At 67.5% G+C, this 23,760-nt stretch carries 27 protein-coding genes; 2 read left to right on the forward strand and 25 right to left on the reverse strand.

Features of this window, described 5'->3' with window-relative positions:
* Positions 1–107 precede the first annotated feature (107 nt).
* The 9 genes from uvrC to hemN all read right to left on the reverse strand — a co-directional run bounded on the left by uvrC (position 108) and on the right by hemN (position 9,850).
* Positions 108–1,985, reverse strand: coding sequence for an excinuclease ABC subunit UvrC (gene uvrC, locus IEW01_RS11135; RefSeq protein WP_188527702.1), 1,878 nt, complete (start codon positions 1,983–1,985; stop codon positions 108–110).
* A 300-nt stretch (positions 1,986–2,285) separates the two neighbouring features.
* Entirely contained in the window at positions 2,286–3,071 is a 786-nt protein-coding gene (locus IEW01_RS11140) for an SDR family oxidoreductase (protein WP_188527703.1), read from the reverse strand.
* 1 nt (position 3,072) lies between these two features.
* Positions 3,073–4,101, reverse strand: a complete 1,029-nt coding sequence (locus tag IEW01_RS11145) for a calcium/sodium antiporter (RefSeq protein WP_188527704.1) — start codon at positions 4,099–4,101, stop codon at positions 3,073–3,075.
* Positions 4,102–4,104: 3 nt separating this feature from the next.
* Positions 4,105–4,269, reverse strand: coding sequence for a hypothetical protein (locus IEW01_RS11150; RefSeq protein ID WP_188527705.1), 165 nt, complete (start codon positions 4,267–4,269; stop codon positions 4,105–4,107).
* Positions 4,270–5,067, reverse strand: coding sequence for a S49 family peptidase (locus IEW01_RS11155; RefSeq protein ID WP_188527706.1), 798 nt, complete (start codon positions 5,065–5,067; stop codon positions 4,270–4,272).
* Between the two features lie 75 nt (positions 5,068–5,142).
* Positions 5,143–5,904 carry an ABC transporter permease gene (locus IEW01_RS11160; RefSeq protein ID WP_188527707.1) on the reverse strand — a complete coding sequence of 254 codons (762 nt, stop codon included), beginning with the start codon at positions 5,902–5,904 and terminating at the stop codon, positions 5,143–5,145.
* A complete protein-coding gene (locus IEW01_RS11165) occupies positions 5,901–6,830 on the reverse strand; it encodes an ABC transporter ATP-binding protein (RefSeq protein WP_188527708.1) in 930 nt (309 codons plus the stop codon). The genes IEW01_RS11160 and IEW01_RS11165 overlap by 4 nt, the downstream gene beginning before the upstream one ends.
* A gap of 69 nt (positions 6,831–6,899) precedes the next feature.
* Positions 6,900–8,309: an FAD-binding oxidoreductase gene (locus IEW01_RS11170; RefSeq protein ID WP_188527709.1), complete on the reverse strand. Its 1,410-nt coding sequence runs from the start codon at positions 8,307–8,309 to the stop codon at positions 6,900–6,902.
* A gap of 185 nt (positions 8,310–8,494) precedes the next feature.
* Positions 8,495–9,850 (reverse strand): oxygen-independent coproporphyrinogen III oxidase, encoded by a 1,356-nt coding sequence (hemN, locus tag IEW01_RS11175; protein ID WP_188527710.1) that lies wholly within the window; start codon positions 9,848–9,850, stop codon positions 8,495–8,497.
* Between the two features lie 63 nt (positions 9,851–9,913).
* Between hemN and fnrL the strand changes: the two genes are divergently transcribed.
* Complete coding sequence (gene fnrL, locus IEW01_RS11180) at positions 9,914–10,663, forward strand: transcriptional regulator FnrL (RefSeq protein ID WP_188527711.1); 750 nt, start codon at positions 9,914–9,916, stop codon at positions 10,661–10,663.
* 20 nt (positions 10,664–10,683) lie between these two features.
* Here the strand turns inward: fnrL and IEW01_RS11185 are convergent, their stop codons facing one another.
* The 12 genes from IEW01_RS11185 to ffh form a co-directional block, all read right to left on the reverse strand.
* Complete coding sequence (locus IEW01_RS11185; RefSeq protein WP_188527712.1) at positions 10,684–11,496, reverse strand: division plane positioning ATPase MipZ; 813 nt, start codon at positions 11,494–11,496, stop codon at positions 10,684–10,686.
* Between the two features lie 45 nt (positions 11,497–11,541).
* Entirely contained in the window at positions 11,542–12,726 is a 1,185-nt protein-coding gene (locus IEW01_RS11190; RefSeq protein ID WP_188527713.1) for a cation:proton antiporter, read from the reverse strand.
* Between the two features lie 109 nt (positions 12,727–12,835).
* Entirely contained in the window at positions 12,836–13,057 is a 222-nt protein-coding gene (rpmE, locus tag IEW01_RS11195; RefSeq protein ID WP_188527714.1) for a 50S ribosomal protein L31, read from the reverse strand.
* A gap of 11 nt (positions 13,058–13,068) precedes the next feature.
* On the reverse strand, positions 13,069–13,446 hold the full coding sequence (gene rplS / locus IEW01_RS11200; protein WP_188527715.1) for a 50S ribosomal protein L19: 378 nt from the start codon (positions 13,444–13,446) through the stop codon (positions 13,069–13,071).
* Between the two features lie 245 nt (positions 13,447–13,691).
* A complete protein-coding gene (gene trmD / locus IEW01_RS11205; RefSeq protein ID WP_188527716.1) occupies positions 13,692–14,510 on the reverse strand; it encodes a tRNA (guanosine(37)-N1)-methyltransferase TrmD in 819 nt (272 codons plus the stop codon).
* A 44-nt stretch (positions 14,511–14,554) separates the two neighbouring features.
* Positions 14,555–15,442, reverse strand: coding sequence for a hypothetical protein (locus IEW01_RS11210; RefSeq protein WP_188527717.1), 888 nt, complete (start codon positions 15,440–15,442; stop codon positions 14,555–14,557).
* Positions 15,443–15,560: 118 nt separating this feature from the next.
* Positions 15,561–16,073, reverse strand: coding sequence for a ribosome maturation factor RimM (gene rimM, locus IEW01_RS11215; protein WP_188527718.1), 513 nt, complete (start codon positions 16,071–16,073; stop codon positions 15,561–15,563).
* Between the two features lie 72 nt (positions 16,074–16,145).
* Complete coding sequence (gene rpsP / locus IEW01_RS11220; RefSeq protein ID WP_188527719.1) at positions 16,146–16,550, reverse strand: 30S ribosomal protein S16; 405 nt, start codon at positions 16,548–16,550, stop codon at positions 16,146–16,148.
* A 34-nt stretch (positions 16,551–16,584) separates the two neighbouring features.
* The gene (locus tag IEW01_RS11225) at positions 16,585–16,890 is read right to left on the reverse strand and encodes a chorismate mutase (protein WP_188527974.1); all 306 of its coding nucleotides are present in this window, start codon (positions 16,888–16,890) and stop codon (positions 16,585–16,587) included.
* Between the two features lie 26 nt (positions 16,891–16,916).
* The gene (locus IEW01_RS11230) at positions 16,917–17,471 is read right to left on the reverse strand and encodes a GNAT family N-acetyltransferase (RefSeq protein ID WP_188527720.1); all 555 of its coding nucleotides are present in this window, start codon (positions 17,469–17,471) and stop codon (positions 16,917–16,919) included.
* The gene (locus tag IEW01_RS11235; RefSeq protein ID WP_188527721.1) at positions 17,468–18,019 is read right to left on the reverse strand and encodes a GNAT family N-acetyltransferase; all 552 of its coding nucleotides are present in this window, start codon (positions 18,017–18,019) and stop codon (positions 17,468–17,470) included. Before IEW01_RS11235 ends, IEW01_RS11230 begins: the two co-directional genes overlap by 4 nt.
* Before the next feature lie 85 nt (positions 18,020–18,104).
* Complete coding sequence (gene ffh / locus IEW01_RS11240) at positions 18,105–19,613, reverse strand: signal recognition particle protein (protein WP_188527722.1); 1,509 nt, start codon at positions 19,611–19,613, stop codon at positions 18,105–18,107.
* Positions 19,614–19,920: 307 nt separating this feature from the next.
* Here ffh and IEW01_RS11245 point away from each other — a divergent pair, with 307 nt between their 5' ends.
* Entirely contained in the window at positions 19,921–20,700 is a 780-nt protein-coding gene (locus IEW01_RS11245; RefSeq protein WP_188527723.1) for a glycosyltransferase family protein, read from the forward strand.
* Here the strand turns inward: IEW01_RS11245 and IEW01_RS11250 are convergent.
* From IEW01_RS11250 to IEW01_RS11265, 4 genes are all read right to left on the reverse strand, one after another.
* Positions 20,684–21,655, reverse strand: a complete 972-nt coding sequence (locus IEW01_RS11250) for a threonine ammonia-lyase (RefSeq protein WP_188527724.1) — start codon at positions 21,653–21,655, stop codon at positions 20,684–20,686. The two genes, IEW01_RS11245 and IEW01_RS11250, sit on opposite strands and share 17 nt — an antisense overlap.
* The gene (locus IEW01_RS11255; protein ID WP_188527725.1) at positions 21,652–22,503 is read right to left on the reverse strand and encodes an alpha/beta fold hydrolase; all 852 of its coding nucleotides are present in this window, start codon (positions 22,501–22,503) and stop codon (positions 21,652–21,654) included. The genes IEW01_RS11250 and IEW01_RS11255 overlap by 4 nt, the downstream gene beginning before the upstream one ends.
* Positions 22,500–23,189 (reverse strand): haloacid dehalogenase type II, encoded by a 690-nt coding sequence (locus tag IEW01_RS11260; RefSeq protein ID WP_188527726.1) that lies wholly within the window; start codon positions 23,187–23,189, stop codon positions 22,500–22,502. The genes IEW01_RS11255 and IEW01_RS11260 overlap by 4 nt, the downstream gene beginning before the upstream one ends.
* 61 nt (positions 23,190–23,250) lie before the next feature.
* Positions 23,251–23,724: a hypothetical protein gene (locus IEW01_RS11265; protein ID WP_188527727.1), complete on the reverse strand. Its 474-nt coding sequence runs from the start codon at positions 23,722–23,724 to the stop codon at positions 23,251–23,253.
* Between the last annotated feature and the right edge of the window lie 36 nt (positions 23,725–23,760).

Here is a 23,760-nt window from a genome sequence, read left to right on the forward strand (position 1 = left end):
CGGTCCGGGGGGAAAGAGTGCGCCACGGTGATGACAGCCGGGCGCGGAGTGTTTCCGCCGCGCCAGTCCCGCAGGCGGGACCGGCGCTCTGCCCCCCGCCCGTCGGGTCAGCCGTGATCCTGCAAATGGCCGTGGATCGTTTCGGCCAGCGCCGCCGATATGCCGGGCACGGCCTTGAGATCGTCAAGGCTCGCGCGCGCCACCGCCTTGGCCGAGCCGAAATGGCTGAGCAGCGCGCGCTTGCGGCTGGCGCCGACGCCGGGGATCTCGTCGAGGGGCGTGGCGCCGATCGCCTTGGCGCGCTTGGCGCGGTGGGTGCCGATGGCGAAGCGGTGGGCCTCGTCGCGCAGCCGCTGGACGAAGTAGAGCACCGGATCGTCGCGCTTGAGCGCGAAGGGGCGGCGGCCGGTTCGATAGAACTCTTCCTTGCCGGCATCCCGGTCGATGCCCTTGGCGACGCCGACCATGGCGATATCCTCTACCCCGAGATCCTCGAGAATCCCGTTCACCGCCGAAACCTGCCCGGCGCCGCCGTCGATCAACAGGAGATCGGGCCAGTGCTCGCTCTCGCGGTCGGGGTCTTCCTTGAGCAGCCGTTTGAAGCGGCGGGTGAGCACCTCTTTCATCATCCCGAAATCGTCGCCGGGGGTGAGGTCGTCGCCGCGAATGTTGAACTTGCGATACTGGCTCTTCATGTAGCCGTCCGGCCCGGCCACGATCATCGCGCCGACGGCATGGGCGCCCTGGATGTGGGAGTTGTCGTAAACCTCGATGCGGCGCGGCGGCTGGTCGAGATCGAAGGCCGCTGCGAGCCCTTCGAGCAGCCGCGCCTGCGTTGCCGTTTCGGCCATCTTGCGGCCAAGGCTCTCGCGGGCGTTGCGCGCGGCGCCGGCAACCAGCTCGGCCTTCTCGCCCCTGAGCGGCACCGCGATCTCGACCTTGCGGCCGGCGCGTTCGGCGAGCGCCTCGGCCATGAGATCGAGATCGTCGATCGGGTGGCTGAGCAGCAAGAGGCGAGGCGGGTCTTTCTGGTCGTAGAACTGGCCGATGAAGGCTTGCAGCACCTCGGCCTCGCCCGCGCCGGCGCCGGTGCGGGGGTAGAAATCGCGGTTGCCCCAGTTCTGGTGCGCGCGGATGAAAAACACCTGCACGCAAGCCTGCCCGCCTTCCATGTGCAGCGCGATGACATCGGCCTCGGCCACCCCGCGCGGGTTGATCCCTTGCGAGCTTTGCACCTGGGTGAGCGCGCGGATGCGGTCGCGCAGGCTCGCCGCACGCTCGAATTCCATCGCGTCGGAGGCGGCCTGCATCTCGGCGGCGAGCTGTTCCTGCACCTTGGAGGTGCGCCCTGACAGGAAGCGTTCGGCATCACGCACGAGGGTGGCATACTCGGCTTTCTCGATCTTGCCGGTGCAGGGCCCGGCGCAGCGCTTGATCTGGTAGAGCAGGCAGGGCCGGGTGCGGCTTTCGAACATCGCGTCCGAGCAGTTGCGCAGAAGAAAGACCTTCTGCAACTGGTTGAGCGTGCGGTTCACCGCGTCGGCGCTGGCGAAGGGGCCGTAGTAGTGCCCCTTGTCCTTTTTCGCGCCGCGGTGCTTGCGGATCTGCGGGAAGGGGTGATCGGTGACGAGGATGTTGGGGAACGACTTGTCGTCGCGCAGGAGCACGTTGAAATGCGGCTTGAGCTGCTTGATCAGGTTCTGTTCGAGCAGCAGCGCCTCGGTTTCCGATTTCGTGGTGAGGAACATCATCGAGGTGGTCTGGCTGATCATCCGCGCGATCCGGGCGGAGTGGCCGGTGGGCTTGGCGTAGTTCGCCACGCGCTTCCTGAGGTTCTTGGCCTTGCCGACGTAGAGCACCCGGCCTTTCTCGTCGAGCATCCGGTAAACCCCGGGCGAGCCGTCGAGCCGCTTGACGTAATCCGCGATCACCCCGTGGCCGCGCCTGGGGCTGGTGGTTTCGCTCTGGTCGGTCGCGTCGCTCATGCGGTCTGACTATTGATTCCCGCCGCCCGCTGCAATCTTGCGCAGACGAGTTCAAGATCAAACCTGCCCACAGAATCTGTGGATAACTCCGTGGATTGCTTTGGGGTGACGCGGATTTTGCCTTGTAAGCGGTTGGCTTCGACGGGCTGCCTAAATTTTAGGCAACATTTCAAGTTATTGAAATCAAGGAGAAAAAATATGACTTTTATGTAAACTTCTGAAATCATTCACGAAAAGGTGTGGGATTCTGATAAGTCGACCGCGAAGTGCACAAGTTATCGCGAGCTGCGGCTTGAGTGGCTATTCCAGGCCGAGCACGTCGGGGGTTTTCCAGCCGAGGTGCTGGCCGCCGTCGACCGCGATCATCTGGCCGGTAACGGCCTTGGCGTCGATCAGGTAGCCCAGTGCGGCGGTGATGTCGGCCGCGTCCGCGCCGCGTCCGAGCACGGTGCTGGCGCGCTGGCGGGCGAAGTGGTCATCGCTCTGGCGGGCGCCGATCAGGGTGGGTCCGGGGCCGATGGCATTGACGCGGATGCGGGGCGCCAGCGCCTGCGCGGCGGTGCGGGTGAAGGCCCAGAGCCCCATCTTGGCGATGGTGTAGGTCATGAATTCCGGTGTCGGTTTCCAGACCCGCTGATCTAGCATGTTGACGACAAGGCCGGTGGCGCGGGGCTCGCCCGCCTCGCAGTGGGTATGGTCGGGCGCTTGCGCGGCGAAGGCCTGCGCGAGGAAGAAGGGCGCGCGCAGGTTCGATCCGATATGGCGATCCCAGCTTTCCGGCGTTGCGGTTTCGAGCCGGTCGTATTCGAAGATGCTGGCGTTGTTTATGAGCAGGGTCAGCGGGCCGCCCAGGGCCTGCGATGCGCGGGGCACCAGCCCCTCGGCGGCTTCGGGATCGAGCAGGTCGGTCTGCAGAGCGACGGCGCGCACCCCTTGTGCCTCGCAGAGCGCCACGGTTTCGCGCGCGCCCTCGGCGCTGCCGGCATAATGCGCGGCCACGTCCCAGCCGCGCCCGGCGAGGTAAACCGCCATCGCCTGCCCCAACCGCGCGCCCGCGCCGGTTACCAGTGCCCGTCCCGGTTCCATCTCAAGCCCCCAGCAGCCAAACCATGTAGCCCACGTAAAGTGCGACGAAGATGATGCCCCAGGCGCGGCCCATGTGCCAGCCCCGGAAAACGAAGGGGGCGATGAGGAGCGAGGCCATGAACATCACCCACATGTCGAGCTTCAGCATCGACGGCTCCACCGGGATCGGCCCGACGAGCGAGGCGACGCCGATGATCGCGAGCAGGTTGAACATGTTCGAGCCGATGACATTGCCGAGGGCGACATCGGCCTGGCGGCGGATCGCGGCCATAACCGTGGTGGCAAGCTCGGGCAGCGAGGTGCCGATGGCGACCAGGGTAAGGCCGATCACGGTTTCGCTCACCCCGTAGGTGCGGGCGATATTGGTGGAGGCATCGACGAGCACATTGGCGCCGAACGGCAGGCCGATAAGCCCCAGCGCCAGGAAGAGAATGACCTTGCGCCAGGGCATCTCGGGATCGACGCCCTCGATCTCTTCTTCCTCGTCGGCTTCGGCCCCGACCTCGGCCAGCAGCGTCGCCGGGTCGGGCTGTTCGCCTTTTGCCGCCAGTTCGGCGGCGCGCTGGGCGGCCATTTCGCGGCGGTGGGTGAGCGCTTCATGGAAAGCGGAAGAGAGCATCAGCGCGAGCCCGGCAAGCAGCACGATGCCCTGCACCCAGCCGAAAACGCCCCCGGCCGCGGCGAGCAACATGAACAGCACCGTGGCGGCCATCATCGCGATGTAGTTGCGCCGGGTATCGGTGCCGGCAGTGGCGAGCCCGGTGATCAGCGCGGGCACACCGAGGACGAGAAGGATATTGGCGGTGTTGGAGCCGACCACGTTACCGAGCGCCAGCCCCGGCACGCCCCCCAGCACCGCCTCGACCGAGATCAGGAGTTCCGGCGCCGAGGTGCCGAAGGCGACGATGGTGAGCGAAACGATCATCGCCGGCACGCCGAGGCGCAGGCTGAGGTTCACCGCGCCACGCACGAGGCTGTCGCCGGCGAGCAAAAGGATCACAAGCCCGAGTGTAGCGTAGAAGAAATCCAAGGTTCAGCCCTTTTTTTCGCAGGGGCAGGGGCCCTTGCCGATGCGGTACCGGCCGCATTTGGGGCATTTCATCTGCGCGATCCGCTTCTGGCCGGGAAAGCGCAACTTGCCGAAAAAGGCGAGCACCATCATAGCGACGAGAAACAGGGTTATCAGCTTGAAATACATCTAGAGCCCAAGCCTCGACCACAGTGCCCGCTCTTCCACCGCGCCGAGCGCCTGGCCGACGATGGCGGTGCCGAAGCGTTTGAACAGCGAGCGTTTCGGCCCGTAGACCACGAAGCGCGTCTTGTCGCCGAAGACCTCTTTCATCTTCGGCACGACATGGCCGATGCCGTCGATCAGCCCGAGATCGAGCGCCTGTGCGCCGGTCCAGAATTCGCCGGTGAACAGCCGGTCGTCGTCGGCGAGCTTGGACCCGCGCGCGGTTTTCACGTGGTCGATGAAGGCGGTGTGGATGGTCTCGGAGATCGCCTTGATGCGGGCCACGTCCTCGGGATTCTCGGGCGCGAAGGGATCGAGCTGCGACTTGCTTTCGCCCGAGGTGTAGATCCGGCGCTCGACGCCGTGGCGGGCGATGAAATCCTGCAACCCGAAGAAGGCCATGATCACGCCGATGGAGCCGACGATGGAGGCGCGGTCGGCATAGATCTCGTCAGCGGCGCAGGCGAGCCAGTAGCCACCGGAGGCGGCGGCGTCTTCGACGAAGGCATAGACCGGCACGTGCTTTTCATCGGCCAGCCTGCGGATGCGGGCGGCAATGAGCGAGCTTTGCACCGGCGAGCCTCCGGGCGAGTTGATGCTGAGCGCCACCGCTGCGGGCTTGCCCCGGCGAAAGGCCTTCTCGATCAGCGGTGCCACGGTTTCGTCATTGAGCTGCCCGCGCGGGCCGGTGGAGATCGCGCCGTGCAGGCGGATCACGGCGACGCGGGGGGCGCCGCCGGCGAAGGGGATAAAGCGCATCATGGGCGCCATGTAGAGGCGGGGGGAGACGGCGACAAGGTGCCGCGCGACCTTTCCTTGACGCGTTGTTTTCCTGCCTCAGCTACGCAGGCGCCAGCCGGTGCGGAAGATCGCCCAGATCGCCACGAGGCAGAGCCCCGCGAACAGCGCGATGGCGGCGAGCGAGGCGGCCACCGGAACGTCGGCCATGCCGAAGAACGACCAGCGGAAACCGGAAATCAGGTAGACCACCGGGTTGAACAGCGTGATCGATTGCCAGACCGGCGGCAGCATCGAGATCGAGTAGAACGACCCGCCGAGAAAGACGAGCGGCGTGATCACCAGCATCGGCACGAGGTTCAGCTGCTCGAAGTTCTTCGCCCAGATGCCGAGGATGAATCCGAGCATGGCGAAGGAGAAGGTGGTCATCACCAGGAAAGCAAGCATCCAGACCGGATGGGCGATGGGCAGATCGACGAAAAGGTTTGCCGTGCCCAGGATGATGAGGCCGATCATCAGCGCCTTGGTGGCGGCCGCGCCGACATAGCCGATGACGATCTCGACAACGGTGACGGGGGCGGAGAGGATTTCGTAGATCGTGCCCACGAATTTCGGGAAGTAGATGCCGAAGGCGGCGTTGGTGACGGATTGTTGCAGCACCGTGAGCATGATCAGCCCCGGCACGATGAAGGCGCCGTAGCTCACGCCCTCGACGGTTTCGATCCGGCTGCCGATGGCGGCCCCGAAGACGACGAAATAGAGCGAGGTGGAGATCACCGGCGAGACGACGCTCTGCCAGATCGTGCGGAAGGTGCGGGCCATCTCGAAAAGATAGATCGCGCGGATCGCGTGCAGGTTCATTGCGTGCTCCCGGTCACGAGGCCGACGAAGATATCTTCGAGGCTGGATTGCGTTGTGCGCAGATCGGCGAGGTGCAGGCCGGCCTCACGGATGTCTGCCAGAAGATCGGTGATGCCGGTTTGCTTGGCGGCGGTGTCGTAGGTGTAGACGAGGCTGCTACCATCCTCCCCGAGGGTGACGCCGCGGCGGGCGAGCGTTTCGGGCAGATCCGAGACCGGTGCCGCGAGTTCGACGGTGAGGGTCTTGCGGCCCATCCGCGTCATCAGTTGCCCGGTCTTTTCCACCAGCAGCAGCTCGCCGTGGTTGATCACGCCAACCCGGTCGGCCATCGCCTCGGCTTCCTCGATGTAATGGGTGGTGAGGATGATCGTGACGCCGCGTTCCTTGAGCTTGCGCATCACCTGCCACATCGACTGGCGCAATTCCACGTCGACCCCGGCGGTGGGCTCGTCGAGAAACAGCACGCGCGGCTCGTGCGCCAGCGCCTTGGCGATCATCACGCGGCGCTTCATCCCGCCCGAGAGCGCGAGGATTTTCTCGTCGCGCTTGTCCCACAACGTCAGATCCCTGAGAATCCGCTCGATCAGCGCGTCGTCGGGCTTCTTGCCGAAGAGGCCACGGGTAAACCGGACGGTGTTGATCACCTTCTCGTAGCTCTCGACGTGGAGTTCCTGCGGCACGAGGCCGATCAACTCGCGCGCGGCCCGAAAATCGCGGGCGATGTCATGGCCGCCAACGGTGACGCGGCCGCCGCTGGCCGTGGTCAGCCCGCAGATGATCGAGATCAGCGTGGTCTTGCCCGCGCCGTTCGGGCCGAGGAGCGACAGAACCTCGCCCTCCTCGATCTCCAGATCGATGCCTTTCAGGGCTTGCAGCCCGCCGGGAAAGACCTTGGTGAGCCCCTGGACCGATACGATGGATGTCACTGGCAAAACCCTCCTGTTCGCGTCCGCAAGTTATGCCCCGGCGCCGGAAGTTTCCAGAGCCCGTGTGGCTCAGTCGGGAAGCACCTTGCCGGGGTTCATGATGCCCGAAGGATCGAGCGCGGTCTTGATCCGGCGCATCACGACAAGGGCCACCGGGTTCTTGTGCCGTGCCATCGAGGGTTTCTTCGACAGCCCGATGCCGTGTTCGGCGGAAAAGCTGCCGCCGAGGTCACGCACTTGTGTTTCCACCAGTTGCATCACCGCGTCGAGGTGGGCCGGGTCGTCATGCGAGGGGTAGACGGTGTAATGGATGTTGCCGTCGCCAAGATGGGCCACCGAGAGATCGTCGGCCCCCGGATCGAGGCGCGGAAGGGCCGCCGCCATCCGGGCGAAAAAGGTTTCGAGCCGGTCGAGCGGCAGGGCGATATCGTTGGCGACGAAGGGCTTGCGCGAAAAGGCGACCTCGGCCGCGGCCTCGCGCCGCGCCCACATCTCGGCGCGCTGGGCCTCGTTCTGCGCGATCACCGCGTCGAGCAGGCGGCCGGCCTCGAGTTCCTCGGCCAGCACCGATTCGAGATAGGCGGCGATCGGGAGCGTTCCGTCCGGCCCCGGCGTCGCATCACGCGGCGCGGTGGCGCCGATTTCCAGCATGATGTTGGCCTCGTGCGCCGCGTCGAAGGGCGGCCGCAGCTCCGGGCGCAGCTCGGCCAGTCGCTCGAAATGGGCGCGCGGCATGTATTCATAGGCCTCGACGGCGCCGCCGGTGGCCTCCTGCAGCCGGTTCAGCAGCCCGAGCGCATCGCCGAGGGAGGGCAGCGCCAGCATCGCCGTGGCGGTGGCGCGCGGCAGCGGCGCGAGCTTGAGAACCGCGGCGGTGATCACCCCCAGCGTGCCCTCGGCGCCGATGAACAGATCCCGCAAGTCATAGCCGGAGTTGTCCTTGTGCAGCTCGCTCATCAGATCCATCAGCGCGCCGTCGGGGAGCACGACTTCGAGCCCGAGGCAGAGCGCGCGGGTATTGCCGTAGCGCAAGACGTTGGAGCCGCCGGCGTTGGTGGAGAGCACGCCGCCGATCATCGCCGAGCCGCGCGCGCCGAAGGTGAGCGGGAAGGCGAGGCCCTCGGCGCGGGCTGCCTCGTGCAGATCGGCGAGCACCACCCCGGCCTCGACCACCGCCACCCGCGCCTCGGGCCGGATCGCGCGGATGCGGTTCATCCGTTCGAGCGAGAGCAGCGCCGCGCCGTCCGCGAAGGCGCCGCCCGACAACCCGGTGTTGCCGGAGACGGGCACGATGGCGGTGCCGGTCGCGTTCGCCGCCCTCAGAAGCTCGGAGACCTCAGCGGCGTTGCCCGGGCGCAGCACGCAGAGTGGGGCGGAGGTGTATTTCCCGGTCCAGTCGGTGGCGTAGCGGGTGGCATTGGCGCCGGTCAGCACCTGGGCGTCGCCAAGGATGGCCAGAGCCTGTTCGATGAATGTCATGGGGTCCCTCCGTGGGGGGCACCCTACTCCGCTTCGTCAGGGCGAGAAAGATGCCGGGTGTGCCCGATGGCCTGCGCGCGCAACACCACCACGATCGCGGTTTTTCGCAACCCGTCAGGAGAAGAAGAGGCCTCCACGCGCGCCTGGTGCGAGGCGGGCAGGCCGTCACGGCCCGCGCATTCTCGCTACACCGCCTGGCTGTGGCCGGATGCCGACATCTCGTAGGCGTCGAAAAAACGCGCGATGATCCGGGCGAGGGGCCGCGAGTCCTCGAGGATGGTAAGCACCCCGTCTTCGAGCATCGTCGTTCCCGGCAGTGCCGCATCAAGCCCGTCGGCCATGGCGATGGCCACTTGCGGCGCAACCCCGTGCTCGGCGGCGATGGCGCCGAGATCGGCGCGGAAATCGCACAGCAGTTTCTCGATGATCCGCCCGCGCAACAGGTCGTCGCCGGTGAAGATATGGCCCTTGGCGACGGGCAATTCGCCGGCCCGCACCCGCTCCTGGTATTTCGAGGTGGCGGGTTCGTTCTGGGCGTAGCCTTGCGGGAAACGGCCGATCGAGGAGGCGCCGATCGGGATCAGCACACGCGATCTGTCTTCGGTGTAGCCTTGGAAATTGCGGTGCATCGTGCCGTTGCGGTGCGCGATGGCGAGGCCATCATCGGGCTTTGCGAAATGGTCGATGCCGATCTCTTCGAAGCCGGCGGCCACGAACAGGTCGCGCGCGGTGTTGTAGAGTTCCAGCCGGGCCTCGGGCGAGGGCAGCGCCTCGGTCGGGATCAGCTGCTGGCGCTTCGACATCCACGGCACGTGGGCGTAGCCGAACAGCGCGATCCGGTCGGGGCCGAGCGAGATCACCTTTTCCACCGAGTCGGTGATCCGCGCCTTGGTCTGGTGCGGCAGGCCGTAGAGCAGATCGACGTTGAGCGAGCCGATGCCGCGCGCGCGCAGCATCTCGACCGCGTCGCGGGTGATCTCGTAGCTCTGCGGACGCCCGATCACCTCCTGGATCATCGGGTCGAAATCCTGAACGCCGATAGAGGCGCGGTTGAGCCCGGCTTTCGCCAGCGCGTCGAGCCGGGGGCCGTCAACCTCCGTCGGGTCGATCTCGACGGAGAACTGCGCGCCCTCGGCGAGCGGGGCCATGTCGAAGACGGCTGCGGACAGATCGGAGATCATCGACGGTTCGAGCAGCGTGGGCGTGCCACCGCCCCAGTGCAGGTGCTCGATCGCAACGCCCTCCGGCAGGCGGGCCTTCACCAGCGCAAGCTCCCGCTTGAGCGTTTCGACATAGGCGCCCACGGGCTCGGCCGTTTTCGTGCCCTGGGTCCGGCAGGCGCAGAACCAGCACAGACGACGGCAGAACGGCACATGGACATAGACAGAAACCGTGCCGCCCGCAGGGATCGCGGCGAGCCAGTCGCCGACATGACCGCTCCCCACGCCAAGCTTGAACTGCGGCGCGGTGGGATAGCTCGTATAGCGGGGCACCCGGGCGTCAAAGAGTCCGAGTTTGCGAAGTTGCGTGAGTGTCTGCATTCGACTACGCTCTAAACGAAACGACGCGCGTGACTTTGATCAGGATCAAACCGGGTACCCGGCATGAAGTTGAAAATGGAAATGGCCCTCGACACCAAGGAGTGCTGGAACTGCCCGATCAAGCATCAGGCGGTTTGCGCGCGCTGTGAGCCCGACGAGCTCGCCCGGCTCGAGGATATAAAGTATTACAGGAATTACGAGGCCGGCCAGCCGGTGATCTGGTCGGGCGACCACATGGAATTCGTCGCGTCGGTGGTGACCGGGATCGCCTCTCTCAGCCAGACGATGGAAGACGGCCGCACCCAGATGGTCGGGCTTTTGCTGCCGTCTGACTTCATCGGCCGACCGGGCCGCGATTCGGCACCGTTCGACGTGGTGGCCGTCTCCGACCTCACGATCTGCTGTTTCCGCAAGAAACCGTTCGAAGAGCTGATGACGACGACGCCGCACATCGGTGCGCGACTGCTCGAGATGACGCTCGACGAACTCGATTCGGCACGCGAGTGGATGCTGGTGCTTGGCCGCAAGACCGCGCGGGAGAAGATCGCCTCGCTGCTCGCGATCATCGCCCGGCGCGATGCGGCGCTGAAAAAGCACGCGCCGAAGGATGGCATGTATTTCGATCTGCCGCTGACGCGCGAGGCGATGGCCGATTATCTCGGGCTGACTCTGGAAACGGTGAGTCGGCAGATCTCGGCGCTCAAGAAGGCCGGGATCATCGAGCTCGACGGCAAGCGCAAGGTGGTGATTCCCTCGCTTGAACTTCTCATCAACGAGACCGGCGACGACATGGACGGCGGTCCGATCGTCTGATCGACCCGCCGGCGCAAGCCTCAGAAATCCACCTCGACACCCGGCAGCCGCAGGGCCTTGATCAGGTCGCGCAATTCCTGGCGCGCGGCGACGTTGGAGATGTTCATCTGTCCCACCACGCCCACGTCGCGCAGATCGAGCAGGGTCAGCCCGCGGGGGAACAATTCGCGGAAGATCACCCGTTCGTTGAATCCCGGCGCGGTGCGGAAGCCGATCCGGCGGGAAAGCTCCTCGAGCGCCTTGCCCATCTTCTCCTTGTTGATCATCGCCTGGGCACCCAGACGATTGCGCACCACGATCCAGTCGATCGGTTTCAGCCCGGCTTGTGCACGCAGCTGGCGGGCGTGCCAGACCATCTCGGAGTAGACCGACGGACCCATGATCGCGCCGGTTTCGCCATCGACATGGGCGAGCAGGTCGAAATCGACGAAACTGTCGTTGAGCGGGGTGATCAGCGTGTCGGCCAGCGTGTGGGCGACCTGGCTGAGCCGGGTGTGCGAGCCGGGGCAATCGATCACGATGAAATCGCTGGTCGCCTCCAGCCCGGCCACCGCCTGGCTCAGGCGCCGGTCATAGGCGTTTTCGCCGGGGCCGAGCGCGGCCTGGTCGATCTCGGGCAGTTCGCGGAAACTGGGGCTGGGAAGATCGAGCCCGTGGCGTTTCATCGTCGCGGCGCGGTTGGCGATATAGCGCGCCGTGGATTTCTGGCGAAGGTCGAGGTCAAGCACGCCGACGCGGTGACCCATGCGGGCGAGCGCGGTGGCCACGTGCATCGAAACGGTCGACTTGCCCGCGCCCCCCTTCTCGTTTCCCACGACGACGATATGAGCCAACTGCGCCCCCCACCTCTTCTGCACCGCTCTGGGCGCTCTTGTTTACTATATGTTGTGGTTCCGCCGGAGGGAAGACGCCCTGTTGCGGCGCACCGCCCAGAACGCGCCAACCGGCCCGAGGATCTCGAATAACACGGTGGCGCCGATGGTCAACGGCAGGATCGTGTTGGCGATCTCGGGGAATGTTTCGGCCGCCACCAGTGCCATGCCCACCGCCACGCCTGCCTGCGCGAGCAGGGCCGGGCCGAACAGGGGCGCTTCGGCGCGCGGGGCGCCACCGGCACGGGCGCCGAGCCAGCCGCCCAGGGCGCGCCCTGCGATGCGCAAGACCACGTAGGCCGCGCCCAGCGGCCCGAGTTTGGCGAGGCCCTCGAGATCCAGCGTTGCCCCGGCGAGGATGAAGAACAGCAGCATGAACGGCCACTGGATCCGTTCGATCTCGTGGAAGGCGCGGGTGTGGTGGCGGGCGACATTGGCGATTACCGCGCCCACGGTCATTGCCGCGATCAGGAACGAAACCTCGAGCCACAGCGCCAGACCCGCGGTGAGGAAGACCAGAGCAAGCGCCTCGGATTGAAGCGGTTCGCCGGGCTGCACCCGCCCGGTGAGGTAGGCACCGGGCACACCCAAAACCGCGCCAAGGGCCAGCCCGCCGCCGATCTCGCGCAGCGCCTCGACAAGAAGGCCGAGATCCGGCGTGCCGTCGAGGCTGCGCGCGACGGCGATGGCGAGGGCGAAGACCAGAAGCCCCCAGGCATCGTCAAGCGCAACGATGCCGCGCAGTTTTTCGGAGAAGCCGCCGCTGCCGCCGGCCTGGCGGATCGCGTCCTGCGTGGCGGCGGGATCGGTCGCGCAGGCCAGCGCCGCCAGCACCAGCGCCAGCGTCACGCCGGCGCCGACCACCAGCAGCCCGCCGGCCACGAGCGCGAAGGTGACCGCCACCAGCACCAGCGAGATGACCACGATCTCGCGCCCGGATCGCCGCAACAGCCGGAGCGTGAAGCTGCTGCCGAGCAGGAACGCGACCATCGAAAGCGCCACGGTCGAGAGAAACCCGAACCAGTCCTGCGACCCTTCGGGCAGAAGGCCGAAGCCCGCCTCGCCGATCGCGACGCCGAGAAGGAGCAGAAACGTGACGCGCGGCAGCCGGGTCCGCTCACCGATCACGTCGGCGACTAGGCCTGCGAGAAACAGGGCACCGAGCAGAAGGAGGATCGAGGCGAGGGTCATGGCTGGGCGGGTGTCTTTCGCTGCGCCGCCATTGTGCATCCGAGGGTGCGAGAGACAAACGAAAAACGCCGCCCCTTGGGGCGGCGTTCCTGTTTGGCGTGGGGTGGGTTCAGAAGCCCAGGCCCGCGTACTTGTTCTTGAACTTCGACACGCGCCCGCCGGTGTCCATCAGGCGCGAGGAGCCGCCGGTCCAGGCCGGGTGCACCGAGGGATCGATCTCGAGGCTCATGGAGTCGCCTTCTGCGCCCCAGGTCGATTTCATCTGCACCACCGTGCCATCGGTCAGCTTGACGTCGATGAGGTGGTAGTCGGGATGGATGTCCTTTTTCATCGCGTCTCTCCTTATTTGTCGGCCAGCGGCTTGTAGTTGCCGTCTTCCGCGATGCGGGCCGATTTGCCGCGGCGCGCACGCAGGTAGTAGAGCTTGGCGCGGCGAACCTTGCCGCGACGGACCACCTCGATCGTGTCGATGTTGGTCGAATACAGCGGGAAGACGCGCTCGACGCCCTCGCCGAAGGAAATCTTGCGAACGGTGAACGAGCCGGCGATGCCCTTGCCGTTGTTGCGGGCGATGCAGACGCCCTCGTAGTTCTGCACCCGCGAACGGGTGCCCTCGGTCACCTTGTAGCCGACGCGAATGGTGTCGCCGGCCTTGAAGTCGGGGATCTCTTTCCCCAGCGAGGCGATCTGTTCGGCCTCGAGTTGTGCGATCAGGTCCATGCCCGTCACTCCTATGCTGGCTCGCGGTTATCTCCGCGAAGATGTGCCGCCCCAGAGCTCCTCGTCTTCGATCGGGTCCGCATCGCCTTTCAGGAAAGGGGGCGCCCGCAGGAGATTCAGGTCGTCTTTGCTTTGCACGCTTTGCCTCGCGAAGGTCCGCCGAAGAAGGCGGGCGAAAACAACAGCGGTCCGATGGCCGATTCCGGCCCCGGACGGGCGGGGTATAGGGCCGGGGGGCGGGGCGATCAAGCCTTATCTTGCTCGCCCTTGCGGGCGAGGTAGGCGGCCCAGAGATCGGGCCGGCGCGCGCGGGTGATCTGCTCGGCCTGCGCCCGCCGCCACCGTTCGATCTCGCCGTGGTGGCCCGACATCAGCACCGGCGGGATCGCGCGGCCGCGCCACTCGGCGGGCCGGGTATATTGCGGATGTTCGAGCAATCCGTGCGAAAAGCTCTCCTCCTCGGTCGAGGCGGCATTGCCGAGAACGCCGGGCAGCAGCCGCACGGTGGCGTCGAGCAGAGCCTGCGCCGCAATCTCGCCGCCGGTCATGACGAAATCACCCAAGCTCACCTCCTCGATGTCGTATTCCTCCAGCACCCGCTCGTCGACGCCCTCGAAACGCCCGCAGATCAGCGTGATCCCGTCGCAGGCGGCGAAACGATGAGCCATGGTCTGGTCGAACCGCCGCCCGCGCGGGCTGAGGTAGACCAGCGGCCAGCGTCCGCGGTCGCCCGGCACGCCTTCAGCGGCGGCGTCGATTGCGCGGGCGAGCACGTCGGCGCGCAGCACCATGCCCGCGCCGCCGCCCGCCGGCGTGTCGTCGACGTTGCGGTGCTTGCCCTCGCCGAACTGTCGCAGTTCCACGGTTTCGAGCCGCCAGCGCCCCTCGTCGAGCGCCCGCCCGGTGAGGCTTTCGCCGAGAACGCCGGGAAAGGCGGCAGGGAACAGCGTGATCACCCGCGCCTCCCAGGCGTTGGCCAGGCGGGGCGTGTCGTCCATCAGCGCGCGCGGCGTGAGGGTGGGGGCGATCTTGAGCCGCCCGTGGCTCTTGGGTTTGTCGCTCATGGCGCGTTCCTACCCAAAAGCCGCGCGGCTGAGAACGGCTTTCTTCAAGGCGTCTCCGGCGCGAGCCGGTCTGCGAGCAGGGAGCCGTAGCCCTCGCCGGGAAACGCGGCATCGAGTTCGTCGAGCCATGCCGGATCGGGCAGTTGGTCGGCCGGGGCGCCGGCCTCGATCATGTCGAGCACCCGGCCGCGCGCCTCGTGGCGTGTGCTGGGGGCGGCTGCGTTCAGCAGGAACGCGGGCAATACTCCGCCCTCGCCGCGTTCGACCAGCGCGCGCAGCAGGGCGGGCGAAGCGATGAACCGAAGCGCGGCGAAATCGAGCCGCGGGTCGGCGGTGTCGGTGCATACATCATCAAAGAGCAGATCGAACGCCTCGATCCCGGCCTCGATTTCGAGCCGCTGCACCAGCGGGTCGATCTGTGACACCGAAACCCCGTCGCCTTGCGCCAATGCGGCGCGGAAGCGGTCGTAGGCCGCCCGCGCTGCGGCGGACGCCTCCGGCCAGGGCGGCGGGGTGCCTGGCGCGGGCGTCGCCTTCAATGCTTCGATCTCGCGGATCGCGTGGTCGAGCATCACGTTCATCTCGGCGGCGTCGCGCAAGGCCCAGGTGCCAACGCCCGCCGCCAACCCGGTGATCGCGAGCGGCGCCCAGAGCGGCAGGGCGACGGGGCCGAGAAGCTGCGCGGCCCCCAGCCCGAGGCCCCAACTCGCGACAACGATCCCCGCCTGCACGACGGCCATGATCGCGAGCCCCGCCCACCCGGCGCCGGTGGCGAGATCGGGTTTGCGCGAGGCAGCCATGTAGAGCAGGAACAGCGCGGCGAACACCGGCAGCGCCTGCGCGCCGTGGCCTGCCATCCCGGCGAGCACCGGCCCGCCGTAGAGCGCGGCGGCGAAGAGCACGAGCCCGGCGTGTCCGTGGCGGTTGATCATGCTGACGGGCCTCCCTCCGGTAGCGGGCGCGAACCCGGCCGCGTTCACCGCTCAGGAAACGGCAAAATCGCGCGCGGTTCCACCGGGAAAGCGCGGCGGTTCGGCCCGCAACAGCGGTTTATTCGGGAAAGACGCCTTCCGGCGGGTCGACGACGATTCGGCGCGCGGCGAGATCGACCGTGGGCACGGCGGCGCGGGTGAAGGGCAGGAGCGCGGGGTTTTTCAACCCCGGCCCCGCGATTTCGAGCAGGTCGCCCGCGCCGTGGTTGTGAACCGCGGTGACCCGGCCAAGCGGCGCGCCGCCGGTATCGACCACGTCGAGGCCGATCAGGTCGGCGTGGTAATACTCGTCGTCCGGCAGCGAGGGCAGGGCGGCACGGTCGGCGAAGAGGCGGGTGCCCCTGAGCGCGTCGGCGGCCTCCTTGGTGGCGACGCCGGACACCATCGCGGCGAAGCCGTTCTTGACCGGCCGCGCGATCTCGACGGTGAAAGACCGGCTGTCGTCTTCGGTCCAGAGCGGGCCGTAGGTTGCGATATCCTCCGGCTCGGCGCAAAAGCTTTTCAGCCGCACCTCGCCCTTGACCCCGAAAGCGCCCGCGATCACGCCGACGCAGATCCGCTCGTCATTCATGGCTGACCTCGCAATGAAAAGCGGCGCGGGACCGGCTGGCCCCGCGCCTGAAGTATAACCAGGAAAGGCCGATTACTCGGCGCTTTCCTCGGCCACGGCCTCCTCGGCGGGGGCTTCTTCCTCGGCCGGCGCGTTGGCGGCGGCTTCCTTCTCGGCACGCGCGGCGGCGCGCTCCTGGGCGGCCTTGCCCGGCGTGCCCTTCTTCGGGTTCGAGCGTTCTTTCTTCTCCAGAATGCCGGCGGCTTCGAGCATGCGGGCGACGCGGTCGGTCGGCTTGGCGCCTTTTTCGAGCCAGGCTTTCGCGCGGTCGAGGTCAAGCTTCACGCGCTCTTCGCTGTCCTTGGGAAGCTGCGGGTTGTAGATGCCGAGCTTCTCGATGAAGCGACCGTCACGCGGCATGCGGCTGTCGGCGGCGACGATCGAGTAGTGCGGGCGCTTCTTCGAGCCACCACGGGCGAGACGAATTTTCATAGCCATGGGTTTTCTCCTGTTTGCTGAGCTATCGCAGGGGTCAGTCCTGCTGTTCCTTGTGTTTTTCGTGGTGCTGAATCACTTCAGCGATGATGAAGTTGAGAAACTTCTTGGCGAATTCCGGGTCGAGGTCGGCCCGTTTCGCCAGGTCTTCGAGCCGCGCGATCTGCTGCGCTTCTCGCATCGGATCGGACGGGGGAAGGTCGTGTTCGGCCTTGAGCTTGCCCACCGCCTGGGTGTGCTTGAAACGCTCGCCGAGGGTGTAGACGAGGATCGCGTCGAGCCGGTCGATCGAGGCCCGGTGCTCCTTGAGGATTTCGGCGGCGCGCCGGGCGGTGTCGCTCATGGCGGTCTCCTTGTCTGGTGCGTCGGTCATGCCCCGGCCTCCTGCGAAAAGGGGCCGGGATGGCGCCAGATGTTCATCGCGCCGTGCAGCGGGTGAAGGTATTCGCGCTCGAGCCGTGCGCCGAGGCGGGTGGCGAGCGCCTCCGAACGGGTGTTGCCGGCGACGATCAGCGAGATCGCGGTGGTCCAGCCCACCTGATCGTAGGCGAAGGCGCGGGCGGCCTGCGCCGCCTCGAAGGCGAAACCCCGGCCCTCGGCATGGGGCATCAGCGTCCAGCCCAGTTCCGGCTCGGGCCAGCCATCGGGCGCCCAGAGCCCGACGCGGCCCATGTAGCGCCCGCTCACCTTTTCCTCCAGCGCCCAGAATCCGAAGCCGCGCAAGGCCCAATGGCCGATCATCCCGGCCACCGCGCGCCAGACCTGGTCGCGCGCCAGCGGGCCGCCGACGAAGACGGAGCGCTCGGAGGCGAAAAACGCGGCCTCGTCGTCGATATCGGCCTCGATCAGCGCGCGCAGGAACAGCCGTTCGGTTTCGAGCGTCGGGATGTGAATGCTGGTGGGGGCAAGCTCGAGGGCACTCATGCGTAGGCCTCCATGCCGCCGTCGGCCATCGCCTCGGGGGAGGGATGGCGGAAGACGATCGTGTCGGCCTCGGTGTCGCCTTCGGGCAGGGCTGCTGCCGGGTCGGCGAGCGCGCCGAGCTTTTCGGCAAGCCTGATCGAGGCGGCGTTTTCGGGGTGGATGTAGCTCACCAGGGTGGAAAGCCCGGCATGGGCATAGGCCCAGTCGCGCAGCGCGAAGGCGGCCTCGGCGGCGTAGCCGTGGCCCGCGTGGGCTTCGTAGGTGAACCAGCCCAGTTCGATCTCGGGAAAGTGCGGAGGCTGCGCGATCGCGACCTGGCCGACGACTTCGCCGTCGCGTTCCAGCATCAGCCCGCCGACGCCGAGGAGCGCCCAGCTGGCGAGATCGTTGACGAAGAAAGACCATGCCGCATCGCGGTCGAACGGGCCATCCATGTAGCGGCTGCGCGGCTTGGCTAGCTCAGCGGCGAAGGTGGCGAAATCTTCGCGTTGTGCCGCGCGGAGCGTCAACCGCTGGGTCTCGATCGAGGGAATCGTGAACGCCGTCATGCCCGCGCCTCCTGCCGGGGCGCGTGGCGCGGTCGTGAGGACGCGCCCCCCGCCGGCTGAGCAATATGAGGCGGACGGCGGACCATCACTTCTTCTTTCCGAAACCGGAGAGACCCGAGGGCAGTTGCATGCCGCCGCCGCCGAGGCCGGGCATGCCGCCGCGCTGCTGGCCGAGCATCTTGGCGGCCTCTTCCATCGCCTTGGGGTCGTTCATATCGGGCATGCCGCCGGGCATGCCGCCGCCTTTGCCGAACATGCCCTTCATCGCCTGCTTGAGCATCCCGCCTTTGCCCATCTTGCCCATCTTCTTCATCATGTCCGACATCTGCCGATGCATCTTCAGAAGCTTGTTGAGCTCCGATACCTCCTGGCCGGCGCCGCGCGCCACGCGCTTCTTGCGGCTGGCCTGGAGCAGGGCGGGGTTGGCGCGTTCCCTCTTCGTCATCGAATCGATCAGCGCGATCTGGCGCTTCAGCATTTTGTCGTCGACGCCGGCGCCCTCCATCTGCTTGGCCATCTTGCCCATGCCGGGCATCATGCCCATCACGCTTTCCATGCCGCCCATCTTGACCATCTGTTCGAGCTGCATGCGCAGGTCGTTCATGTTGAACTGGCCCTTCTGGAAGCGCCGCATCATCCGTTCGGCCTGCTCGGCCTCAATGGTGTCCTGCGCCTTCTCGACGAGGGCGACGATATCGCCCATGCCGAGGATGCGGCCGGCGATGCGCTCGGGCTCGAAGGTTTCGAGCGCGTCCATCTTCTCGCCGAGGCCGACGAAGCGGATCGGCTTGCCGGTGACGGCGCGCATCGAGAACGCGGCGCCGCCGCGCCCGTCGCCGTCCATCCGGGTCAGCACCACGCCGGTGATGCCCACCTTGGCGTCGAACTCCTGCGCCACCTCGACGGCGACCTGGCCGGTGAGGCCGTCGACGACCAGCAGGGTTTCACGCGGGGAAACCGCCTTGGAGACGTCCTCGACTTCCTGCATCAGGACTTCGTCGATCTGGAGCCGGCCGGCGGTGTCGAGCAGGTAGACATCGTAGCCGCCGAGGGAAGCCTGGGTCTTGGCCCGCCTGGCGATGTCGACCGGCTTTTCGCCGGGCACGATCGGCAGGGTGTCGACCCCGATCTGCTGGCCGAGGATGGCAAGCTGGTCCATCGCGGCGGGGCGGTAGACGTCGAGCGAGGCCATCAGCACGCGCTTGCCCTCGCGGTCCTTGAGCCGCTTGGCGAGCTTGCCGGTGGTGGTGGTCTTGCCGCCGCCCTGCAGGCCGACCATCAGGATCGGCGCGGGCGGGTTGTCGATCTTGAGCGCGCCCGGGTCGCCCTCGCCGGTGAGCACGGCGACAAGCTCGTCGTGCACGATCTTGACCACCTGCTGGCCCGGGGTCACCGATTTGGTCACCGCCTGGCCGGTGGCCTTTTCCTGCACCTTCTTGACGAAATCGCGCGCGACGGGCAGCGAGACATCGGCCTCGAGCAGCGCCACACGGACCTCGCGCAGCGCGGTCTTGACGTCGTCCTCGGAGAGCGCGCCCTGCTTGGTCAGCCGGTCGAAGACGCCGGAGAGGCGGTCTGATAGGCTTTCGAACATCTTTCGGCTCCTTTGCCGTTGTTTTCCCCAAGATAGGGCCGCGCGCGGTGGGCTCCAAACGGCGAGCGCCCCCGTGGGCGCATCCGCGCTGACGGGGGGCGATCCCGGGCTTGTGCCCATGGGACCGGAAGACACGGCTTCCGGGGTTTGACGGCCATTTACGCGCGGGCGGGGGGTGAGTCAAGCATTCCGGGAGCGCGCCTGCGGCGAGCGGGGCGGGGGGCGCTGCCCCCCGCGCCCCCCGAGGTATTTCCGGACCCAAGAAGATGGCTTGTGCCGGATGCGGCTTTGCGGCTTTCTGCACCGTATGGACAAGGGTGTGATCTACGTGGCCACGGGGTCGGATTACCGCGCGTTGGCTGAGGCCTCGGCGCGCTCATTGCGGGCGGTAGAGCCGGGGCTGGCGGTGGACCTGTTCACCGACGATCCGGACGCGGCGGCGCCGGGGCTGTTCGACGCGGTGCACCGGATCGAGACCCCGCATTCGCGCTCGAAGCTCGATTGCATGGCCGCCACGCGGTTCGAGCGGACGTTGTTTCTGGATGCCGACACGCTGGTGGTGAACCCGCTGGCCGATCTTTTCGACATTCTCGACCGGTTCGAGCTGGCGCTGGCTCATGACGTGCGCCGGGCGACGGCGCTGATCCGCGAGGGCCGGGAAGAGGTGACACCTTATGCCTTTCCGCAGCTCAACTCGGGCGTGGTGCTGTACCGGCGGTCAGAAGTTATGCTTGGGTTTCTCTCCGAGTGGGCGCGGCGTTATGCCGAGGCGGGGAGCGGGCGCGACCAGCCGATCCTGAAGGATCTTCTGTGGCGTTCGGATATCCGCTTCTACGTGCTGCCGCCGGAGTTCAACCTGCGCCGGGTGACATTGCTCGACGCCTGGGAGCCGGGGGATGCGGTGCCGACGATCCTGCATTCGCACCGGCTGATGGACCACATGCGCGGGCAGGGCGCGCGGATCGAGGATGCGGGCGCGCTGGTGGAGGCCGAGCGCGCCGCCTTGACGGCGGAATGGGAGGCCGTGGGCGGGCGTGAAAGTGACCCGGTGGCGCGTTTTGCCAAGGGGGTCAGCCGAAGCGGGTGAGCGCCTCGGCGAAGAGCGGCGCGTCGACGTTGCCGCCGGAGGCCACCACGATCACCGTATCGGCTTCGAGCGCCGCGCCATGGTAGAGCGCCGCCGCCAGCGCCACCGCGCCACCCGGCTCGATCACGATTTTAAGCCGGGTGAAGGCCGCCGCCATGGCGCGCAGGGCGTCGTCGTCGGGCACCGCGAAGCCGGGGCCGCAGAGGCGGGCCATGTGCGGGAAGGTGAGCTGCCCCGGCGAAGGCGTGACGATGGCATCGCAGAGCGAGCCGGTGAGGCGGTCGTTTGCCACGATATGGCCGGCGGCGAGCGAGCGGGCGGTATCGTCGAAGCCCGCGGGTTCGGCCGGGCGCACCCGCATTCCCGGGGCGTCGGCCTCGCAGGCGAGAGCGATCCCGGACGTCAGCCCGCCGCCGCCGCAGGGCACCAGCACCTCCGCCTCGTGCACGCCCAGTTCGGCGGCCTGCGCGGCGATCTCCAGCCCCGTCGTGCCCTGCCCGGCGATCACCTCGGGCTCGTCGAAGGGTTTGACCAGCATCAGCCCGCGCTTGGTGGCCAGCCGCGCGCCGATCTCGTCGCGGTCTTCGCTGGCGCGATCGTAGAGCACCACCTCGGCGCCGAGCGCGCGGGTGTTGGCGATCTTCAGCGCCGGCGCGTCGGCGGGCATCACGATCACCGCCGGCACGCCGAATTCGCGCGCCGCCAGCGCCACGCCCTGGGCGTGGTTGCCGGAGGAAAAGGCGATGACGCCGCGGGCGCGGGTGGCCGCGTCCATCGCCGCCAGCGCATTGCGCGCGCCACGATACTTGAAGCTGCCGGTATGCTGGAGGCATTCGGGTTTCACCAGCACGCGGCGGCCGGCGATCTCGTCGAGGAAGGGCGAGGCGAGCAGCGGGGTGCGGCGGGCATGGCCTTCGAGGCGGCGGCCGGCGGCGCGGATCATGTCGATGTTCATGCGGGGTCTCGTGTTTGGGAGGCGTTGGTGATCTCGGCGAGCCAGGCCCGGATCACGGCGAGCGCGTCGGGCTCGTCGAGCCAAGGCACGTGGCCGCGATCTTCCAGCCGGGCATAGCCCATGTCGGGGCGGCGGCGGCGCATCTCGTCGGCGGTGGACTGCGCGAGAATGTCGGACCCTGCGCCGTGGATCAGGGCGACGGGCAGGCCATCGAGCGCGTCGAACAGCGGCCAGAGCGGCGGGATTTCGGCGCCGTCGGCGAAGCCGTGGGCGAGCGCCGGGTCGTAGGTGATTGCAAGGCCGGTTTCGGTTTCGGTGAAGAGGTTCTTCACGTCGGCGAGCCAGCGTTCGCGGGGCACGTTCGCAAATCCCACGGCGGTGCGTGCCCGAGCTTCGGCGGCGGCCTCGTAGCTGTCCGCGCCCGGGTTGCGCCCGATGTAGGCGGCGATGCTTGCGAGGCCCTCGGGGGCGATCTCGGGGCCGATATCGTTGAGGCAGACGCCGAGCAGCCGCTCCTTCGCCGTGGCCGCCAGCAGCATCGCGATCAGCCCGCCGCGCGAGGTGCCGAGGATGGCGGCGCGGGCGAGGCCGAGGTGATCCATCAGCCCGTGCACGTCGCGGGCCTCCTGCTCGATGGTGTAGCTGCCCGGATCGCCCCATTGCGAGCGCCCGCGGCCGCGATAATCGGGGCGGATCAGGCGAACGCTTGGGAGGTGCGGGGCGAGAAAGTCGAAATCGTCGCCGTTGCGGGTGAGCCCGGCGAGCGCGATCAGTGGCAGGCCCGTGCCTTCGTCGCGGTAAGCGAGGCGCAGCCCGTCTTCTGCGGTGAAGAACTGCGGTTCGGTCATAGCGCCGCGGCGATCTCGGGAATGGTGGTGAGATCGGGCAGTTCCTCGTGTGGCGGGTGGCCCAAGCGCTCCGGCGGTGCGCCCGCCCGGTTGATCCACGCGGTGAGAAAGCCGAAGCCCGAGGCGGCGGCGGCATCCCAGCCGTTGGCCGAGACGAAGAGCACCGAATCGCGCCGGCAGTCGAACCGGGTGGTGACCAGCTCGTAGACCTGTGGCGCGGGCTTGAAGATGCCGACGCTTTCGACCGAGAGCACGTCGTCGAGCAGCGCCTCGATTCCGGCCGAGTGCACCGCGGCGTCGAGCATCGCGGGTGAGCCGTTCGAAAGGATCGCGGTGGCAATCCCCGCCTGTTTCAGCCGGGCGAGCACTTCGGGCACCTCGGGATACGCTGCCAGTTGCCAGTAGAGCGCCAACAGGCGCTCGCGCAGCTCCGCTTCGCCCGCGAGGCCCTGCGCGGCGAGGGCCCAATCGAGCCCATCCTTGGTGACGGCCCAGAAATCGCGGTGTTCGCCGGTGATCGCGCGCAGCCAGCTGTATTCGAGCTGCTTGTGGCGCCAGTCCGCGGCGAGCCTTTGCCAGCTTTCGGCGATGGCGCCGTTCTCGGGCAGGGCGGCGGCGTTGCGCGCGGCGGCGGACACGTCGAACAGGGTGCCGTAAGCGTCGAAGATGCAGGCGGTGATGGGCATGGGGCCTCCGGTCGGTCTCACGCCCGAGACGATGGCACGGCCGGTGCGGGGAGGAAAGGGGTCAGAACCCCGGCGGCAAGAGCCTGTGCACCCACCAGCCGCCGAGCAGGAAGGCTCCGAGGGTGGAGAAATGGGCGGCGAAGGCGGTGGCGTTGGCGAAGGCCGTGGCCATCGGCGCAAAGCCGAGGCCCGGCCCCATCAACAGGATGAAGAAGGCTTCGAGATCGGAGCGCGGCGCGCGGTCACAGATCGCCGGGCCGCCGGGCAGGGGCAGCAGGCGCAGCTTCGTGTCGGCATGTCCAGCGAGGCGGCGGCCGATCACATGGCCGAGGTCCTTCACCATCAGCGCCAGGAGCAATGCCGCGGCAAGCCCCGCGCCGAGCACCATCGTAGCGCCGATCACGAAGACGACGGCGATGAGCACGCCCTTGCCGTCGAAATGCGTGAGCGTGATGCGCGGCCCCTCGATCAGCGCGGGCCGCACCACGGCGAACGTGGCGATCAGCAGGCTGATCGAGAGCAGAAGAAAGGCCATTGACCCCCGGATCGGAACAGGTCGGCTGGGCTGAGT

This window comes from Sinisalibacter lacisalsi, assembly GCF_014640115.1.
GTDB lineage: Bacteria > Pseudomonadota > Alphaproteobacteria > Rhodobacterales > Rhodobacteraceae > Sinisalibacter > Sinisalibacter lacisalsi.

What these genes read in the sequence shown, in the direction of transcription:
- uvrC (WP_188527702.1), bottom strand. Translation starts at nt 1,985, where the DNA reads ATGAGCGACGCGACCGACCAGAGCGAAACCACCAGCCCCAGGCGCGGC.
- IEW01_RS11140 (WP_188527703.1), bottom strand. Translation starts at nt 3,071, where the DNA reads ATGGAACCGGGACGGGCACTGGTAACCGGCGCGGGCGCGCGGTTGGGG.
- IEW01_RS11150 (WP_188527705.1), bottom strand. Translation starts at nt 4,269, where the DNA reads ATGTATTTCAAGCTGATAACCCTGTTTCTCGTCGCTATGATGGTGCTC.
- IEW01_RS11155 (WP_188527706.1), bottom strand. Translation starts at nt 5,067, where the DNA reads ATGATGCGCTTTATCCCCTTCGCCGGCGGCGCCCCCCGCGTCGCCGTG.
- IEW01_RS11160 (WP_188527707.1), bottom strand. Translation starts at nt 5,904, where the DNA reads ATGAACCTGCACGCGATCCGCGCGATCTATCTTTTCGAGATGGCCCGC.
- IEW01_RS11170 (WP_188527709.1), bottom strand. Translation starts at nt 8,309, where the DNA reads ATGACATTCATCGAACAGGCTCTGGCCATCCTTGGCGACGCCCAGGTG.
- hemN (WP_188527710.1), bottom strand. Translation starts at nt 9,850, where the DNA reads ATGCAGACACTCACGCAACTTCGCAAACTCGGACTCTTTGACGCCCGG.
- fnrL (WP_188527711.1), top strand. Translation starts at nt 9,914, where the DNA reads ATGAAGTTGAAAATGGAAATGGCCCTCGACACCAAGGAGTGCTGGAAC.
- IEW01_RS11190 (WP_188527713.1), bottom strand. Translation starts at nt 12,726, where the DNA reads ATGACCCTCGCCTCGATCCTCCTTCTGCTCGGTGCCCTGTTTCTCGCA.
- rpmE (WP_188527714.1), bottom strand. Translation starts at nt 13,057, where the DNA reads ATGAAAAAGGACATCCATCCCGACTACCACCTCATCGACGTCAAGCTG.
- rplS (WP_188527715.1), bottom strand. Translation starts at nt 13,446, where the DNA reads ATGGACCTGATCGCACAACTCGAGGCCGAACAGATCGCCTCGCTGGGG.
- trmD (WP_188527716.1), bottom strand. Translation starts at nt 14,510, where the DNA reads ATGAGCGACAAACCCAAGAGCCACGGGCGGCTCAAGATCGCCCCCACC.
- IEW01_RS11210 (WP_188527717.1), bottom strand. Translation starts at nt 15,442, where the DNA reads ATGATCAACCGCCACGGACACGCCGGGCTCGTGCTCTTCGCCGCCGCG.
- rimM (WP_188527718.1), bottom strand. Translation starts at nt 16,073, where the DNA reads ATGAATGACGAGCGGATCTGCGTCGGCGTGATCGCGGGCGCTTTCGGG.
- rpsP (WP_188527719.1), bottom strand. Translation starts at nt 16,550, where the DNA reads ATGGCTATGAAAATTCGTCTCGCCCGTGGTGGCTCGAAGAAGCGCCCG.
- IEW01_RS11225 (WP_188527974.1), bottom strand. Translation starts at nt 16,890, where the DNA reads ATGAGCGACACCGCCCGGCGCGCCGCCGAAATCCTCAAGGAGCACCGG.
- IEW01_RS11230 (WP_188527720.1), bottom strand. Translation starts at nt 17,471, where the DNA reads ATGAGTGCCCTCGAGCTTGCCCCCACCAGCATTCACATCCCGACGCTC.
- IEW01_RS11235 (WP_188527721.1), bottom strand. Translation starts at nt 18,019, where the DNA reads ATGACGGCGTTCACGATTCCCTCGATCGAGACCCAGCGGTTGACGCTC.
- ffh (WP_188527722.1), bottom strand. Translation starts at nt 19,613, where the DNA reads ATGTTCGAAAGCCTATCAGACCGCCTCTCCGGCGTCTTCGACCGGCTG.
- IEW01_RS11245 (WP_188527723.1), top strand. Translation starts at nt 19,921, where the DNA reads ATGGACAAGGGTGTGATCTACGTGGCCACGGGGTCGGATTACCGCGCG.
- IEW01_RS11250 (WP_188527724.1), bottom strand. Translation starts at nt 21,655, where the DNA reads ATGAACATCGACATGATCCGCGCCGCCGGCCGCCGCCTCGAAGGCCAT.
- IEW01_RS11255 (WP_188527725.1), bottom strand. Translation starts at nt 22,503, where the DNA reads ATGACCGAACCGCAGTTCTTCACCGCAGAAGACGGGCTGCGCCTCGCT.
- IEW01_RS11260 (WP_188527726.1), bottom strand. Translation starts at nt 23,189, where the DNA reads ATGCCCATCACCGCCTGCATCTTCGACGCTTACGGCACCCTGTTCGAC.
- IEW01_RS11265 (WP_188527727.1), bottom strand. Translation starts at nt 23,724, where the DNA reads ATGGCCTTTCTTCTGCTCTCGATCAGCCTGCTGATCGCCACGTTCGCC.